The organism is Isorropodon fossajaponicum endosymbiont JTNG4 (assembly GCF_016592615.1).
GTDB lineage: Bacteria > Pseudomonadota > Gammaproteobacteria > PS1 > Pseudothioglobaceae > Ruthia.
On sequence record NZ_AP013043.1, the window covers coordinates 141,410 to 158,218 of the forward strand.

Consider the following 16,809-nt stretch of genomic DNA (forward strand, 5'->3'; position numbering starts at 1 on the left):
CAACGTGGATGAACAGAAAAAACAAGCCCTAAAAGCAGCTCTTGCACAGATTGATAAGCAATTTGGCAAAGGCTCAGTTATATTTTTAGGCGACGATCAAGCTCAAAGTGATATTGAGGTGGTTTCTACAGGTAGTTTAAGTCTAGATATTGCCTTAGGTATTGGTGGCTTGCCTAGGGGGCGAGTGGTTGAAATTTATGGTCCTGAGTCATCAGGCAAAACAACGCTGACATTGCACGTGATTGCCGAGGTGCAAAAACTAGGTGGCATAGCAGCCTTTATTGATGCTGAACATGCGCTTGACCCTAAATATGCTAAATGTTTGGGCGTTAATACGGACGATTTATTAATTTCACAGCCTGATACTGGTGAGCAAGCATTGGAAATTACAGATATGTTGGTGCGTTCAGGTAGTGTGGATATTGTAGTGATTGACTCTGTTGCGGCATTAACGCCCAAGGCAGAAATAGAGGGTGAAATGGGCGCTTCACATATGGGGCTTCAAGCTCGACTTATGTCTCAAGCGCTTAGAAAACTCACCTCAAACATTAAGCGAACTAACACTATGGTAATTTTTATCAACCAATTACGCATGAAAATTGGTGTTATGTTTGGTAACCCTGAAACTACAACGGGTGGTAATGCGTTAAAATTTTACGCCTCAGTACGCTTAGATATTCGCCGTATTGGCGCAATCAAAAAAGGCGATGAAATTTTAGGCAATGAAACACGCGTTAAAGTATTAAAAAACAAAGTCGCACCACCTTTCAAACAAGCAGAATTTCAAATTCTTTACAACGAAGGCATTTCACTTGAAAGTGAAATAATTGATTTAGGCGTGAAGCATGGCTTTGTCGAGAAAGCAGGTGCTTGGTATAGCGTTGAAGGGGAGAGAATTGGTCAAGGTAAAGACAACGCTCGTGAATATTTAAAAGCTAACCCTGAGCTTAGTCAAAAAATTGAGACACAAATTCGTGAAAAATTACTAGCTAAAGAGTCAGGTATTGAAAAGGACGTTAGCAATCAAGACACCAACTAATCAAGTTTACCAGCAGGCATTAAGTTTACTGGCTCAGCGTGAGCATTCTGCTTTAGAACTGACACGAAAACTAAGCGCCAAAAGTTATGCTGTTGAAGAAATAGAGCCAGCTTTAGTGCAACTAGCACAAAATAATTATCAAAGCGATGAGCGCTTTGCTGAGGCATTTGTACTTATGCGTACTAATCAAGGCAAGGGTAGTGTGCTAATCAGCCAACAACTCAAACAAAAAGGCATTGAAGATTTTGATTTATCAACCATTGATTTTTTTGAACTTGCTAGTAATGTACGAGTAAAAAAATATGGTGAACAATTGCCTAAAAATTATAAAGAAAAAGCCAAACAGCAACGTTTTTTGCAATCTAGAGGCTTTGGATTTGATGAAATTAATCAAGCGTTCAATTGTGAATAAACTATTCACCATGCAATCTCCTTTGTATATCAAATACCCTAATGGTGAAACAAGAGTTATAGAAGCCTTATTTGAACATCCAGAGGGTATTTTGTATTTTGAACTTTTTTTGGAAAAAGACCCAACTTATAGTATTCATATTATTAAAGACGAGGTGATGGGCGATGGTCCTTGGAAAGTTGGGCAGTGTTCGTTACACGTATTGGGGTGTAATCATACACACCCACAGTTGTGTGAAATGCGTGCATTTTGGCAACAAGAATTATTGCAAAATCCAGACCAGTTTAGAGCCAATGACATGGTGAAAATTGCTTGTAAAAAAAGTGCGTTTTTACCCGGTGATTACCCGATAAACGATGCGCAGTACTGATAAACAAACCAAGGCTTATGATTTTAAAACCAGAGATATTAAGGTTTTAAAAAAGCTTCTACCTTATTTACTAAAAATGCGTGTGCGTGTTATTTTGGCAACGTTATTTTTAATTGCTGCAAAGTTTGCTAATGTTGCAGTGCCTGTTGTTTTAAAAGAAATTGTTGATTCTTTAGATCAAACTAACCTTTTACTGATTTTGCCATTAGGGTTGCTTTTTGCTTATGGTGCGCTTAGGCTTGCTAGTTCGTTGTTTAACGAGCTTCGTGATGCGATTTTTGCGCGCGTTCGTTATCATGCGATGCATTTAATTGCACTTGGTGTATTTAAGCATTTACACACACTGGACTTGTCTTTTCATTTGGATCGCCGTATTGGTGGTATTACTCGTGATATTGATCGCGGCACTCAAAGTGTGTCCACCTTATTATCGATTTTTGTGTTTAACATTATTCCTTCGTTTTTTGAGATATGTTTAGTGATTGGTATTTTGTGGCTAAATTATGATATTTTCTTTGCTGGCATTTCATTGTTGACCGTGGTTTTTTATGTCGGGTTTACACTGGCCATTACAACTTGGCGGATGAAGTATCGTTATCAAATGAATGATATGCAATCTGAGGCTAATACCAACGCAGTGGATAGTTTGATTAACTATGAGACGGTTAAATATTTTAATCAAGAAGACTTTGAGGTTAATCGTTACGATGAGACTATGACTCGCTGGGAAAATGTTGCCACCAAAAGTTTCACCTCAATGACAGCACTTAATTTTGTCCAAGGTGCTATTATTGCGGCAGGTGTGACCATTATTTTAATTTCAGCATCTCAAGGTGTGGTTGACAAAAATTTGAGTCTTGGTGATATGATTATGATTCAAGCATTGTTACTACAATTGTTCATGCCTTTGGGTTTTTTGGGGATTGTGTATCGGCAAATTAAGCATAATTTTATTGACATGAACAATATGTTCGATTTGCTTGATCGTCGACCAAAAGTGAGCAGTTCTAAAGAGGCACCAAAAATAAAAATCAGTCAAGGAAGAGTTGAGTTTAAGCACATCTCTTTTGCCTATAAAGGCAAAGATAAAGTATTGAAGGATGTTAGTTTTGTCATTGAGCCGGGACAAAAAGTAGCCATTGTAGGTCAATCTGGATCTGGCAAGTCAACATTGGCCAAATTATTATTCCGATTTTATGATGTAATTAGTGGCGAAATTTTAATTGATGGGCAAAATATCAAAGCCCTTGATCAGCGTTCAGTGCAATCGGTCATTGGTGTTGTGCCACAAGACACAGTAATGTTTAATGAAAGTATTTATTACAATATCGCCTATGGCAAGCAAGGTGCAAGCCAATATGAGGTTGAAAAAGTAGCCAAGCTTAGTTTTATTGACAGCTTTATTGATAAGCTTCCTGAAGGTTATGATACGTTGGTTGGTGAACGTGGTTTGAAGCTTTCTGGTGGTGAAAAGCAGCGTTTGGCGATTGCCAGGGTACTTTTAAAAAATCCGCCCATTCTAATTTTTGACGAGGCAACATCGGCACTAGATTCCTATTCAGAAAAGATGGTGCAAAAAGCATTAAAGGAACTGTCCAGTGAGCATACTATTTTAGTAATTGCACACCGACTTTCTACTATTGTTGATAGTGATAAAATCATTGTGCTTGGAGATGGGCAAGTGCAAGAAAGTGGCACACATGCTCAGTTGTTAGAGTCTAATGGTAAATATGCTAAATTATGGCAGTTGCAAGTTAATGAAAAGAGTGATGAAATTTGAATTAAAAAATACAGATAAGACAGCACGTCGTGGCAAAATGATTTTTGACAGAGGCGAGGTTGAAACGCCAGCGTTTATGCCAGTTGGCACTTATGGCACAGTTAAAGCCATGACACCAGAAGAAGTAAGCGGACTGGGTGCACAAATCATTTTAGGGAACACCTTTCATTTGGTAATTACACCAGGTACGGATGTTATTGAGGCACATGGAGATTTGCACGATTTCATGCATTGGCAAGGTCCAATACTAACGGATTCTGGCGGTTTTCAGGTATTTAGTTTGGGAGAAACAAGAAAAATTAGTGAAAAAGGTGTGGATTTTCGCTCACCCAAAGACGGCGCAAAGATTTTTATAGGTCCAGAAGAATCTTTGCAAATCCAGCATAAACTTGGCTCAGATATTGTTATGATTTTTGATGGGTGCACGCCTTACCCTGCTGATAAAACAACAGCCGATCAATCCATGCAATTGTCTTTGCGTTGGGCGCAACGCTCAAAAAATGAGCACAATCGTTTAAAAAATAAAAATGCCTTGTTTGGCATTGTGCAAGGTGGTATGCATGAGGATTTGCGCATGCAATCAGCAGCTACTTTGGTTGAAATAGGGTTTGATGGGTTTGCAATTGGGGGGTTGAGTGTGGGTGAGCCCAAAGAAGAGATGATGAAAGTATTGAATTATTTACCAAGTCAGTTGCCCAGTGATAAGCCAAGATATTTAATGGGTGTTGGCACGCCAAAAGACTTGGTAGAGGCGGTTGAGCGTGGTATTGATATGTTTGATTGCGTTATGCCAACACGTAATGCTCGTAATGGTTATTTGTTTACCTCGGTTGGTATCGTTAAAATTCGTAATGCACAGTACAAACTTGATACTAACCCATTAGATATAAATTGTGGTTGTTACACTTGTCAAAATTACTCTAAGTCTTATCTACATCACTTACAAAGGAGAAATGAAATTTTAGGCGCGAGGCTTAATACTATTCACAATCTTTATTATTATCAAGACCTAATGTCACAGATGAGTAATGCTATTGAAAATAATAAATTTTCAGACTTTAAACAAACCTTTTATCAACAACAAGAGCATGACTTATGAGTAGTAATTTATTATTTTTTGTTGATGAAGGTGGTTTTGAAGACTATACAGCAATGTTTATCGAGCAAGGGTTTTCAGTAGATTTCGAAGACTCTCAAAGAAAAGCAAGTAAGCTTGCTAAGAAAAATAGCTACCAAGTGTTGGTAGCTGAATTTAGTCACAATCCAGAGTAAGTAATATTGAGTCCTTACTAGCAACCTTAGAAGGCAACTCACCTGAAGCTAAAACCATTATTTTGTATGATGAAATTAACCAGCCACAATTAGACCAATTTAAAGCGCGTTATCGCATGGATGCAACTTTAATATTCCCAATTAAGCGAGATTTATTAAGGCAAAGTATTATTTAGTTGTTTGTCAAAATATACATCAAGCACCTGACGTGCAATTGGCGCTGCTTTTGAGCTGCCATTGCCTGCATTTTCAACAATAATGGCGATGGCTATTTCTGGGTTTTCAATAGGGGCAAAGCCAGTAAATAAAGCATGATCCCGTAATTTTTCATCAAGTTTTTCTGCAATGTATTGCTCTTCAGCGTCAAGACCGAACACTTGTGCGGTTCCAGTTTTCCCAGCCAGGGTATAAGTTAAACCCTTATTAAGTCTTCTGGTAGTGCCTTTAGGACCATAGACGGCTTGTTTCATGCCGTCAATCACATCCTCCCAATTTTGAATATTTTTGATTGGAATTTGTATATGATGACCTTTCTTAGATTCAATGATTATATTGCCAGGCACCTGCGTATTTTTAAGTAAGGTTGGTTGAAACAAAAGCCCCTTGCTGGCAATCGCTGCTGTGGCAACTGCAAGCTGCAAAGGAGTAACAGTTATAAATCCTTGACCAATGCCTGTAATTAAGGTTTCTCCTCGGTACCAAGGCTCATTTTTATTAATTTTTTTCCAAGCTTTAGAGGGTAGAATACCAGCACTTTCTCCAGGAATATCAATACCTGTTTTTCGGCCAAAATTAAACAAGCCTAAATTATCACGTAATTTGTTAATACCTAGCTTATTTGCTAAATCATAAAAAAATACATCACACGATTGCGCGATGGAGTCTTTGACATTGACGTGCCCATGCCCTGTTTTTTTCCAGTCGTTAAATTTTCGTTTAACGTTGGGTAATTTGTAATAACCTGGGCAGAAGGTGCTACTTTTATTAGTAATAATGCCTTCTTCCAAGCCTGCTAGAGCTATTATAGGTTTAATCGTAGATCCTGGGGGATACAGCCCTTGAACGGCACGGTTAAGTTGAGGGATATTTGTTGAAGTTTGTAACCGGTTATAGTTCGTATGTGATATGCCATTAACAAACCAGTTTGGATTATAGATGGGCGTACTAACTAGCGTTAATATTTCCCCATTTCTGACATCCATAACTACAATTGAACCACGTTTGCCTTTAAGTAATGTCTCTGCTTTTTTTTGCATATCTAAGTCAATGCTTAGATATAAATTCTCACCGGTAATAGCAGGTTTAATAACTTGGGTGTCGATAACTCTGCCATTTACATTTCGTTCAATTTGTTGTAAGCCATTAGTGCCATGCAGTAGTGTTTCGTATTGTTTTTCAATGCCGGTTTTACCTACAAATAAGGTTCCTGAATAGTTTTTCTTGTCATAAAAAAGCTTGTCTTTCTTAGTCATCCTGGAAACATAACCAATGACATGAACGCCGGAATCCTGGTTAGGATAAATTCGATGAAAATAAGGCTCTATATTTACACCAATAAAAGCATTGCTAATTAAGAATTTTGCAACCTGGGTCTCATTAAGATTATATTTGATTGGGATGCTATGAAATTTTTGATAACGCCTTGCATTTTTATTAAAGCTTTTGATGTTATTATCATTGATAAAGCCAGCTTTTTTGAGTTGTTGTAGTGTTTTAGTAATGTTTTTAGTTTTTTCTTGTGTTAAGGTTAGCCGAAATGCCAGCTTGTTAGTGGCTAAAACATTACCATGGCGATCAAATATTTTTCCTCTACTGGGTGTTATGGGCAGAGTGCGCATTTGGTTGCCTAAAGCCTCTTCTAAGTAATACTCATGATTTACTATTTGTAAATTGTAAATTCTAACCACTAATAAAGCAGTTAGTAAAAACATAAAAATAAGCGCTAGCCTTAGCCTAGAAAAGAGAGTTTTGTTTTCAAATTGAGTATTATTTATACTTTGCATTTTGATAATAAAAACCGAACGATTGGCCAAACTAACGCGCTAGTGAACGGCGCTAAAAATAAGTAATAGTTGATGACAAAACCCTGTGTTAATACAAAGGTTAGTAAGAAAAATGCCAGATAAATACTGCTAGATATAAACACATAGATTTGTTGAGTACTTAGGTTAGATACAAAAAATGATTGTTTGACATTACTAATAAATAGGCTACTCAATATGAGTGCCAAGGCATTTTGCCCTAAAATATCACCATGTAAAACATCAGCAAGCACGCCAAGAATGAGTGCAATAAAAAATTTAGCCCTGGTTGGAAAATATACCAACCAGTAGATATAAAAAAGTAACAACCAAAATGCAGATGCATCTAATAGCGCGTCATTCAGGGGTATTACACTTAAAATTAATGCAAAAAAAGTAATCTTAGTTAGAAATATGTAAGGGCGCTGTGCGTTCATGGTTAATCGGTCGCAATAATGACAAATTCTAGTTGCTCTAGTATTTGAGCGGGTTTTAATTGGATATGCAAGAAGGGCTCGTTTTGGTGTTCTTCTACGCGAATTACTGTTCCTAGTGGATATCCATCTGGAAATTTTGAACCGATCGCGCTACTTAGAAATATATCACCCACTTTAACATCTAAATTAGGTTCGATAAACTCAATATCTAATAGATGATTGTTCTCAGCAACGCCTCTACTAATACCGCGAATACCACTACGTTCATTTTTAACAGGTACGTGTTGAGTAGGGTCACTGACTATTAATATGGTTGAATATAGTGGCGTTGTTCGCGATACTTGTCCAATAATACCTTTAGCGCTTAAGGCGACCTGTCCAACCTTGATGCCGCTACTACTGCCTTTGTCAATAATAATTTGTTTTTTGAGTCTAGATTGACTGAGTGCACTTATTCTTGCCAAGGTAAAATTTTGTTGCTTGATGGCATAACTTGAACCTAAAAGCGCTTGGAGTTTTTTATTTTCAAGCGTTAAAGCGTTATAAGTTTGTAATCTTGCTTTGAGCTTTAATAGTTCACGATGTAAATTATTATTATTTCTGATTAATTGACCTTTGCTAGTGCCTAGCTCATCAATCCAAATATAAATTTGTGAAGGCAGGTTTACCATCATATAGATAGGTGATATTAAGGTTGCAATTGGTTGTCTTAAGTGGTTAAGATATGAGAACTTATAATCAGAGAGTATAAGTATTATAGCGATAATGACAGGGATAAAAAGTTTAAGAAACTTCATGTTGGCAACCCTATGAATCGTTAATCAATATTTAACTACTCAGCAGCTAAAAATCCCATATTGTGTTCAGATATCATACTAAGTGCAACACCACCACCACGGGCAACACAAGTGAGTGGGTCGTCAGCAATGCGCACTGGTAGATTGGTTTCTTGACCAATAAGCTTATCAAGGCCGTCTAAAAGTGCACCGCCACCTGTGAGGACCAAGCCATTCTCAGCAATGTCAGAACTTAACTCTGGCGGGGTTTTCTCTAGTGCAGTTCTAATAGCGCTAATAATCATTTTAAGTGGCTCTTGTAAGGCTTGTAAAATTTCAGTATTGGTTATATTAAAACTCACTGGAATGCCTTTGGCAACATCACGACCTCTAAATTGCATTTCTTTAATAGCAGTTGATTTAAAGGCAGAACCAACCTCTTCTTTAATTTTCTCAGCAGTAGAATAACCAATAATAATACCGTGTTCACGGCGTACGAATTTGACAATCGTGTCATCAAATACATCACCACCTACGCGCAGTGAGTCAGAATATACAATGCCATTTAGTGACATGATTGCAATTTCAGTTGTGCCACCGCCAATATCAATAACCATAGCACCTGAGGCCTCTTCAATTGCCATGCCCGCACCCAGTGCTGCTGCCATTGGTTCCTCAATTAAATAAACATCACGCGCACCTGCACCGACAGCGCTTTCTTTAATAGCGCGACGTTCAACTTGAGTTGCACCACAAGGCACGCAGATAAGCACTTTAGGGCTGGGTGAAAAAAAACCAGAACGCAACACCTTACGAATAAAGTGCTGTAACATTTTTTCAGTAATTTTAAAATCAGCAATAACGCCATCTTTCATCGGCCTGATAGCTTCAATAGAGCCAGGTGTTCTACCTAGCATATTTTTAGCATCTTGACCTACAGCAATGACAGTTGATTCTAGCGACCCTCTGTCGTTATAAATGGCAACTACTGATGGCTCATTAAGTACCACAGCACCATCCATATAAATTAATGTATTAGCCGTGCCTAAGTCGATAGAAAGACTTTGACCTTTTAAAAAATCAAACATAAAAATTCCCAGTTAAGTATTCGTAAAATAAAGAGATATAATACTATAAATAATCAGTAAAAATTAAGCAATAATTAACGCCTTATAAATATGAAAATTAAGCAAAAACATGTCATAGAAAGCATTTTTAATGCCTTGCAATATATTTCTTATTATCACAGTCCTGATTTTATTCAGGCCATGACCAATGCTTATGAAAAAGAAACTCACAAGTCTGCAAAAAATGCCATTGCACAAATTCTTATTAATTCAAAAATGGCAGCCTTAGGTAAGCGTCCAATGTGCCAAGATACTGGCATTGTCAATGTGTTTGTTGAGGTAGGTATGGATGTCGTTTGGGTGGCTGATTTATCATTAGAAGACATGATTAATGAAGGCGTTCGTCAGGCATTTACCTATGCAGATAATCCTCTTAGGGCATCGATTGTAAGAGACCCTCTATTTACTAGGGTGAACACTAAAGACAACACACCGGCAGTTATTCATATGAAAGTTGTTAAGGGCAATCAACTTAATTTTATTGTGGCAGCCAAAGGCTGTGGTTCTGAAAATAAGGCAAAATTTAGCATACTTGCACCAGATGATAATATTGTTGATTGGGTGCTAAAAACCATACCAACCATGGGTGCTGGTTGGTGTCCGCCAGGTATGATTGGTATTGGCGTTGGTGGTACAGCTGAAAAAGCTATGCTAATGGCAAAAGAAAGTTTGATGGAGCCTATTGATATTCAAAATATTGCACAAAAATCAAACCAAAGTAACCTTGAAAGACTGCGCCTTAAGTTGTTTGATAAAATTAATTATTTAGGTATTGGTGCGCAAGGTTTGGGCGGTTTGACAACGGTACTAGATGTCAAAATTAAAGACTACCCAACTCACGTCGCCTCTCAAGCAGTGGCAATGATTCCTAATTGTGCAGCGACACGTCATTTACACTTTTCACTTGATGGCTCAGGTGTGGCGCAAATGCCACAGGTAGATATGGACAGTTATCCTCAATTAGAGATGGATTATGCGCAATATAAAAAAATTGATTTAAACAATTTAACACGCAAACAAATGACTCAGTGGCATATGGGTGATACCTTGTTATTAACAGGCACAATTATTACCGGGCGAGATGCAGCACATAAACGCCTTAAGCAAATGCTTGATAATGGAGAAGGCTTGCCAGAGGGTGTAGATTTTGACAATAAATTTATTTATTATGTTGGTCCAGTGGACGCTGTTGGTGATGAAGTTATTGGTCCAGCAGGTCCTACTACCGCTACGCGTATGGATAAATTTACTGATATGATGTTGGATAATACCAATATTTTAGGCATGATTGGTAAGGCAGAACGTGGCGAGGCTACTACGCAAGCTATTAAAAAACACAAGGTCACGTATCTTATTGCAGTAGGTGGTGCAGCTTATTTAATTTCTAAGTCTATTAAAAAGGCTAAAAAAATTGCATTTGAAGAGATGGGCATGGAGGCAATTTACGAATTTGAAGTTAAAGATATGCCAGTTACAGTTGCAGTTGATACTCAAGGTCATAATATTCATAGCATTTTTCAAGATATTCAGATAACTCACTAAGTGGGTTGCTAGCGTTTAAGTAGATCCGTCTTTTTTTAAAGACAACTCAAGTACTTTAGAAAAATAGTCTTGGCGTATAATAACGCCGAAGTTGGTCGGATGGTCGCTGGAGGTTGATCCTTCAGAGGAAAGTCCGGGCTCCATAGAGCAAAGTGCTAGCTAACAGCTAGGTATGGTGACATAACGGAAAGTGCTGCAGAAATTTAGACCGCCTATTTTAGGTAAGGGTGAGAAGGTGCGGTAAGAGCGCACCGCGCGATTGGTGACAACCGTGGCAAGGTAAACCACACTTGGAGCAAGCTCAAATAGGCTGATGATGACGCTGCTCGCGGAGTTGGCGGGTTTAGAGTGCTAAAGCGTTTTGGTAACAAAACACGTAGATGAATGACCATCTATTACAGAACCCGGCTTATAGACTGACTTCTTTTTACTTCGTTTTTGTTCCTTCTACTACATTGAATATCAAACAATACTCGTAAAAACTTGTTTTGTTGTACAATCCGATTATGAAAAGTAATATTCAATCAATATTAATAGTGATGTTGTTGAGCATATCAGCTAATGGGTATGCAGATAATACTATTGCACCTGATTATCCTTACTATCCACCATCTAGCACTTGGGTTGAGGAAGATTATTTTACTCAGCAGGAAAAATACTGTGAGGTGGATTCAATCTATGGCAAGCAACTTGAATATGCATTGGATAAACAACAAAGTGAGGATTAAGGGACTTTAAAAGTCAGCAAAACCATACCAAGTTGGAAACAAAATAAGACTCATTAAAACCATAATTTGGATAGCGATAAAGGGCATAACACCTTTGTAGATACCCATTGTTTGGATTGATTTAGGCGCAACACCTTTGAGATAGAACAAACTAAAACCAAAGGGTGGCGTGAGAAAGGAGGTTTGCAAATTCATAGCAATTAAAATGGCAAGCCAAGTCATATCAATGCCGAGTGATTGGGCGATTGGGTAGAAGATAGGGACGATAATCAGTGATATTTCTACAAAATCGATGAAGAAGCCAAGGATGAGCATAGATAGTAGAATAAAACTCATTTCTTTGGCAGGAAGTTGCATGATGAAGGTTTCCACTAGGGTGTCGCCACCATTGTAAGTGAACACCATGGAAAAACCAGTTGCACCGATTAGAATAGCAAAGACCATTGAGGTGATTTTGATGGTTTCAATGCTGGTTTCACGCAGCATTGCCCAGTCTGGTCTTTTGTAAAGAGTAGCTAATACCAAAGAACCTACTGCACCAATTGAGGCAGATTCAGTGGGTGTGGCAATGCCAGAAAAAATAGAGCCAGGCACAGCAATAATTAGGGATAAGGGCGGAAGAATTGCTTTGGCAACAAGTAAATATTGTGTGGATTTTTTTAAATCATGATTTTTGCCTTTAAAGGCAGGGGCAGCTTGGTTGTCAAATTGGGCGATTGTCAGCACGTATAAGATATAACTACCTACCAGTATTAAAGATGGCATCACTGCGCCTTTGAATAAATCTCCCACAGGTACGCCAAGGACATCTGCCAAGATGATTAAAACAATTGAAGGAGGAATGATTTGTCCTAATGTGCCTGAGGCGTAAATGACACCACTAGCGAGGGTTTTTTGTAATGGTGTTTAAAAGGGCATTACAGGCAGTGAAATAACCCCCATCGCCACTACGCTTGCACCAACAACACCTGTAGAGGCAGCAAGTAATGAGCCAACCAGAATTGTGGAGACAGCAAGACCACCGCGCACATTGCCAAATAACTCACCCATGGCTTCTAAAAGTTGCTCGGCGAGTTTGGTTTTTTGCAAGACAATACCCATGAAAATAAACAAAGGTACTGCCATTAAAATCGTATTTTGCATCACGTTCATGATGCGATAAGGCATAAAGGTAAATAAATCCACGCCTTGGGTTAATACTCCAAAAATAACTGCCACAGGAAAGCCCACCATCAGTAGCATTAGGGTGACTAAAAACATAATAAGCCCTACCATGGTTTAAACTTTTTAAGGTTATTGTGTGTGAAGATAAACTCAGATACGACAAGTAAAATAAAACTGAATGGGATGACGCCTTTAATAATAAAGCGATAAAGCGATAAGGTAGACCGCCAGGATCGCCGCTTTGTTCGTTTAGCAAAAACGCTTGATAGGAAAAATCTACACCGTTGTAAATAATTAAAACACTAATAGGCAGGATGAAGATAACGAAGCCAATAAGGTTAATCCATGCTTGTCTTTTGACACTAAGGTTGGCATAAAAAACATCAACCCTGACACAGGCATCGTTTTGTGATGTATAAGAAATACCAAGTAGAAACATGGCTGAAAATAAATGCCAGCCCATTTCTTGAATGGCGATTGATGAATTGTTAAAGGCGTATCTTAGAACAACACCTGTAAAAATGGTTAATAAAAGCAGTCCAATGGTTAGATTTTCTAACCATTTTGTGTATTTACCCACCATAGTTAATTATTGCGTTTGAGAGTTTAAATAGGCTTGATCTGAGATTGCTGTCCAAGCCCGCGCTTTTTTTAAGTAATCCTTTTGTGATTCAATAATTTCTTTGGACAGTGGACTGTTGGCGGCTAGTTTGGCAAGTAGTTTTTTATTAGCAGCTCTAAGTTTGTCAAATACTGACTTTGGAAAAGTTTTGATTTTAATATTGGAATAATCTTTTTTCATACTTGCCCAGTTTTTAGCACTTTCATGATTAGAGCGTGCCAGCATATCATAAGCAGCTAATTTCATCGAGGTGATTAAGATGGTTTGTAGGTCTTCAGGCGGTGTGTTAAATTTTTTCAAGTTAATTAAGAACTGCATTTCAGAGCCAGGTTCATGCCAACCGGTGTAGTAATAAGGTGCAATTTTATGAAAACCCATTTTTAAAAGTCCAGCGAAGGACCTACCCATTCTAAGGCGTCAATCGTGCCACGATCTAGCGCAGTATATAACTCACCTGCTGGAATATTAGTAGGCTTAGCGCCAACTTCTGCCATGATTTCGCCTGCAAATCCAGGGATGCGCATTTTTAACCCTTGCAAGCCTTCAATTGAGTTAATTTGTTTTTGGAACCACCCACCCATTTGGGTTGCCAGTGTTGCCACCGATAATAGATTTTAGCCCATGTTTGGTATAGACTTTACCCATCAATTCTTGACCGCCACCATATTCAAACCAAGCATGTTGCTCGTTTGCTGTCATGCCAAAGGGCATGGAGGTAAAAAATAAAGTATTGATGTCTTTACCTTTCCAATAGTACGAGCCAGAATGTCCAAGGTCGTATTGACCAGATTTGACCATATCGAAAATACCAAGCGGGGCTTTGTGTTTGTTTTTTGAGTCAATTCTAATAATCAGGCGACCGTTTGATATATCAAATGCTAATTTAGCGGCTTTTTTAACCGCATCGCCAAAAATATGGAAGTTGCTTGGCCAAGTTTCGGCTAACTTTAAGGCTTTGTTGCTTGATTTGTTTTTGATTATCATCATCACTAAACCAGCCAGCAGTAGCGAGTAGCGGTAACAAAGGCGGTTAGTATTAGTATGGTGAACGCTTGTGTTGTTTTTTTCATGGTGACCTTTCTTTAATTTGTGCCAAAACGGCGCGATTTTGTTGATTGTAGTCTTTAAATTTTTGAATGTTGAAAAAATCATGGCTTAATAGTTGTGTGATTTCTTGTTGTTGATCAAAGCCGTGCTCTAATAAAATATAGCCTTTTTTATTAAGGTGTTGTGGTGCGTTGTCAATAATGGCGCGAATGTCATCCAAGCCATCTTTGCCAGATACAAGTGCACTCTGTGGCTCAAAGCCTAAATCATTAAGATGGAGGTCGCCTTGTTTGATATAGGGCGGATTGGAAATAATCAAATCAAATGTTTGATTAAGTGTAGCTTCAAACCAACTACCCAGTTGAAAGTTAATGTTTGTTTTTGCATTTTGTCGGGCAATGTTAAGCGCATCCATTGAAAAATCAGTTGCAGTTAGGTACCACTGCGGATTTTTATCGCCTATCGTTACGGCAATAATACCGCTACCAGTGCCTAAATCAAGTATTTCACAGGTTTGATTTTTATCAAATAAGCCTAAGGCAATATCGATTAAGAGCTCGGTTTCAGGTCTGGGAATTAACGTGCTAGGAGTGACCTTAAAATCAAGATGATAAAACCCTTTTGTGCCACTTAAATAAGCAAAAGGTGTGCCAGATTGTCTTTGCTTGATAAGTTGATTGAGTTGAGTTTTTTCCTCATTATTGAGTGGATAATCACGATGAGTAATAAGTTGAGCGTGGCTTTTATTAAGAACTAGAGATAGTAGTGGCGCAATATCAATTATGCCACTGTTAAAATAATCCTGAATGGCAACCAAGATTTACAGATGAACGGTTGTTAATCCCAATGCTTTCCAGTTTTGCATACCACCTCGAAAGTATTTAATTTTGGCAGCAGGGTAGCCATACTTAAGTAGAGCAGTTACAGCGGTTGGTGTTTGACCACACCAAATGCCATTGCAATACATAACTAAAGTTTTAGCATAAGAAAAATCAGGCAATTCGTCAATTTGAACACCTAATAAGTCTTCCATAACTTCTAGTGCTTTTTCTTTATTTTTAAAACGCGTATAAGGAATGTTAATGGCAGTAGAAATCATACCTGTAATGGTTGGCCAATCAGGTATGCGTGTATCAATAATCAAGATGGTATCATCGCCTGCTGATTTTTTTTGATGTAGTTAATCATGTCCAACTCGCCAATCGTTTCTACAGCATGTAGCGCAAAAGGATGCATGGACTGAATTTTGCCACGAGCAGTTTTGAGATAAAAACTAGAAATTTTATTGTCTTTATTTTGGTTGCGTTGTAGCTTAATGGTTTTGCCATTATGAACAACTTCAATAAAAACTTGTTTAGTGGATTTTTCTTGTGCATAAACACTTAGTGTTAATAAGCTGACTAATAATAATGTTAATTTTTTCATGATTCTCTTCCTCTTAAATCGTATCTATTTTTCATTGCCACAATAAGTCCCAGACCAATAAACGCCCCTGGTGGCAAGATGGCTAGTAAAGTGCCTTGATAATTTTCAAATACAGTAACACTGAGTGTGTTGCCTAAATCACCCAGTAATAATGCAGACTGGTCAAACAAAGTGCCACTGCCAATCAATTCACGCATTGCACCTAATACAATAAGCACAACAGAAAAACCAATACCCATCATCAGCCCGTCCAGTGCCGATTTCCCCCAAGTGTTTTTACTAGCAAATGCCTCAGCACGCCCTAAAATAGCGCAGTTAGTTACAATCAGCGGTACAAAAATACCCAATATTAAATACAAATCATAAAAGTATGACTGCATCAGCAACTCAACAATCGTTACAAATGAAGCAATTAGTAGAACAAAAATAGGAATACGAACTTCTTTTGAAATTTGATGACGAAAAATAGAAACGGTTACATTAGACGCCACTAAAACAAACGTGGTTGCCAGCCCAAGTCCGATTGCATTAACAATATTATTGGTAACTGCTAATAAAGGACATAAACCTAAAAGCGCAACCAAGGCTTGGTTGTTATTCCACAGTCCGTTTTTTATAATTTTGACGTAGTCGTTCATAGAACCCAATTATATACTTAATCGTGCATTGATTCGTTGACAACAAGTCCTTGATTTTGTAGGTCTTTTTCTATGACATACATGAGTTCTGTGGCACTTATTTCTAATGCTTTGGCAATATAGCAAATACTAAAAAGTAAAGGCTCTTGTTTGGCACATTCAAACAACGAAATTGAGCGCATAGAAAGTCCTGATTTTTCTGCTAGAACCTCTTGAGATAGATTAAGTATTTTGCGCTTTTGTTTAAGCACTCTAGCAAATGAGTTTTTAATTGGCACTTAATTTACCTCAAAAATATCAAATTTTGAAGGGTTATTGAAAATATGCTATGAAGTGCACTTCATGGTAATAATTTTTATAAAGATATAATCTTCCAACAAAGTGGTTTTTAAACAAAATGGGGGCGTTG

The 16,809-nt window shown here is 37.9% G+C and carries 17 protein-coding genes, 1 other RNA gene and 3 pseudogenes; 9 read left to right on the forward strand and 12 right to left on the reverse strand.

From position 1 onward, the window contains the following. Positions 1-4: 4 nt before the first annotated feature. The 6 genes from recA to CVFO_RS00825 are packed head-to-tail and all read left to right on the forward strand — an operon-like array spanning position 5 to position 4,873. Positions 5-1,039, forward strand: a complete 1,035-nt coding sequence (gene recA / locus CVFO_RS00800) for a recombinase RecA (RefSeq protein ID WP_201339709.1) — start codon at positions 5-7, stop codon at positions 1,037-1,039. Next, entirely contained in the window at positions 1,005-1,451 is a 447-nt protein-coding gene (locus tag CVFO_RS00805; protein ID WP_225879286.1) for a regulatory protein RecX, read from the forward strand. Before recA ends, CVFO_RS00805 begins: the two co-directional genes overlap by 35 nt. After that, a complete protein-coding gene (locus tag CVFO_RS00810; protein WP_225879287.1) occupies positions 1,417-1,821 on the forward strand; it encodes a hypothetical protein in 405 nt (134 codons plus the stop codon). Before CVFO_RS00805 ends, CVFO_RS00810 begins: the two co-directional genes overlap by 35 nt. Further along, a complete protein-coding gene (locus tag CVFO_RS00815; protein WP_201339711.1) occupies positions 1,808-3,601 on the forward strand; it encodes an ABCB family ABC transporter ATP-binding protein/permease in 1,794 nt (597 codons plus the stop codon). Before CVFO_RS00810 ends, CVFO_RS00815 begins: the two co-directional genes overlap by 14 nt. After that, positions 3,591-4,700: a tRNA guanosine(34) transglycosylase Tgt gene (gene tgt, locus CVFO_RS00820; protein ID WP_201339712.1), complete on the forward strand. Its 1,110-nt coding sequence runs from the start codon at positions 3,591-3,593 to the stop codon at positions 4,698-4,700. The genes CVFO_RS00815 and tgt overlap by 11 nt, the downstream gene beginning before the upstream one ends. Next, a complete protein-coding gene (locus CVFO_RS00825) occupies positions 4,697-4,873 on the forward strand; it encodes a hypothetical protein (RefSeq protein ID WP_201339713.1) in 177 nt (58 codons plus the stop codon). Before tgt ends, CVFO_RS00825 begins: the two co-directional genes overlap by 4 nt. A gap of 155 nt (positions 4,874-5,028) precedes the next feature. Here CVFO_RS00825 and mrdA read toward each other — a convergent pair whose 3' ends face one another. Genes mrdA through CVFO_RS00845 form a run of 4 tightly spaced genes read right to left on the reverse strand, consistent with a single transcriptional unit; the run spans position 5,029 to position 9,195 of the window. Continuing rightward, entirely contained in the window at positions 5,029-6,876 is a 1,848-nt protein-coding gene (gene mrdA, locus CVFO_RS00830; protein WP_201339714.1) for a penicillin-binding protein 2, read from the reverse strand. Continuing rightward, positions 6,864-7,331, reverse strand: coding sequence for a rod shape-determining protein MreD (gene mreD / locus CVFO_RS00835; protein WP_201339715.1), 468 nt, complete (start codon positions 7,329-7,331; stop codon positions 6,864-6,866). The genes mrdA and mreD overlap by 13 nt, the downstream gene beginning before the upstream one ends. 2 nt (positions 7,332-7,333) lie before the next feature. Continuing rightward, positions 7,334-8,128, reverse strand: coding sequence for a rod shape-determining protein MreC (mreC, locus tag CVFO_RS00840; RefSeq protein WP_201339716.1), 795 nt, complete (start codon positions 8,126-8,128; stop codon positions 7,334-7,336). Positions 8,129-8,163: 35 nt separating this feature from the next. Continuing rightward, complete coding sequence (locus tag CVFO_RS00845; protein WP_201339717.1) at positions 8,164-9,195, reverse strand: rod shape-determining protein; 1,032 nt, start codon at positions 9,193-9,195, stop codon at positions 8,164-8,166. A 90-nt stretch (positions 9,196-9,285) separates the two neighbouring features. Between CVFO_RS00845 and CVFO_RS00850 the strand changes: the two genes are divergently transcribed. The 3 genes from CVFO_RS00850 (at position 9,286) to CVFO_RS00860 (ending at position 11,504) form a co-directional block, all read left to right on the forward strand. Next, positions 9,286-10,776, forward strand: coding sequence for a fumarate hydratase (locus CVFO_RS00850; RefSeq protein ID WP_201339718.1), 1,491 nt, complete (start codon positions 9,286-9,288; stop codon positions 10,774-10,776). A gap of 87 nt (positions 10,777-10,863) precedes the next feature. Continuing rightward, an RNA gene (gene rnpB, locus CVFO_RS00855) (RNase P RNA component class A) lies at positions 10,864-11,204 on the forward strand. A gap of 78 nt (positions 11,205-11,282) precedes the next feature. Further along, positions 11,283-11,504 (forward strand): hypothetical protein, encoded by a 222-nt coding sequence (locus CVFO_RS00860; RefSeq protein ID WP_201339719.1) that lies wholly within the window; start codon positions 11,283-11,285, stop codon positions 11,502-11,504. Between the two features lie 6 nt (positions 11,505-11,510). Here CVFO_RS00860 and CVFO_RS00865 read toward each other — a convergent pair. From CVFO_RS00865 to CVFO_RS00895, 8 genes and pseudogenes are all read right to left on the reverse strand, one after another. Continuing rightward, a pseudogene (locus tag CVFO_RS00865) lies at positions 11,511-12,779 on the reverse strand (TRAP transporter large permease). Positions 12,780-12,888: 109 nt separating this feature from the next. Further along, positions 12,889-13,251: pseudogene (locus CVFO_RS08705) on the reverse strand (TRAP transporter small permease subunit); the annotation flags it as partial. Between the two features lie 6 nt (positions 13,252-13,257). Continuing rightward, positions 13,258-14,277, reverse strand: a pseudogene (locus CVFO_RS00870) (TRAP transporter substrate-binding protein). Between the two features lie 79 nt (positions 14,278-14,356). Beyond that, on the reverse strand, positions 14,357-15,154 hold the full coding sequence (prmC, locus tag CVFO_RS00875) for a peptide chain release factor N(5)-glutamine methyltransferase (protein WP_201339720.1): 798 nt from the start codon (positions 15,152-15,154) through the stop codon (positions 14,357-14,359). 3 nt (positions 15,155-15,157) lie between these two features. Next, complete coding sequence (locus tag CVFO_RS00880) at positions 15,158-15,481, reverse strand: rhodanese-like domain-containing protein (protein WP_201339721.1); 324 nt, start codon at positions 15,479-15,481, stop codon at positions 15,158-15,160. Next, on the reverse strand, positions 15,478-15,762 hold the full coding sequence (locus tag CVFO_RS00885; RefSeq protein ID WP_201339722.1) for a hypothetical protein: 285 nt from the start codon (positions 15,760-15,762) through the stop codon (positions 15,478-15,480). The genes CVFO_RS00880 and CVFO_RS00885 overlap by 4 nt, the downstream gene beginning before the upstream one ends. Next, positions 15,759-16,400 carry an electron transport complex subunit E gene (locus CVFO_RS00890; RefSeq protein WP_201339723.1) on the reverse strand — a complete coding sequence of 214 codons (642 nt, stop codon included), beginning with the start codon at positions 16,398-16,400 and terminating at the stop codon, positions 15,759-15,761. The genes CVFO_RS00885 and CVFO_RS00890 overlap by 4 nt, the downstream gene beginning before the upstream one ends. 17 nt (positions 16,401-16,417) lie before the next feature. Further along, the gene (locus CVFO_RS00895; RefSeq protein WP_201339724.1) at positions 16,418-16,678 is read right to left on the reverse strand and encodes a helix-turn-helix domain-containing protein; all 261 of its coding nucleotides are present in this window, start codon (positions 16,676-16,678) and stop codon (positions 16,418-16,420) included. Positions 16,679-16,809: the final 131 nt, after the last annotated feature.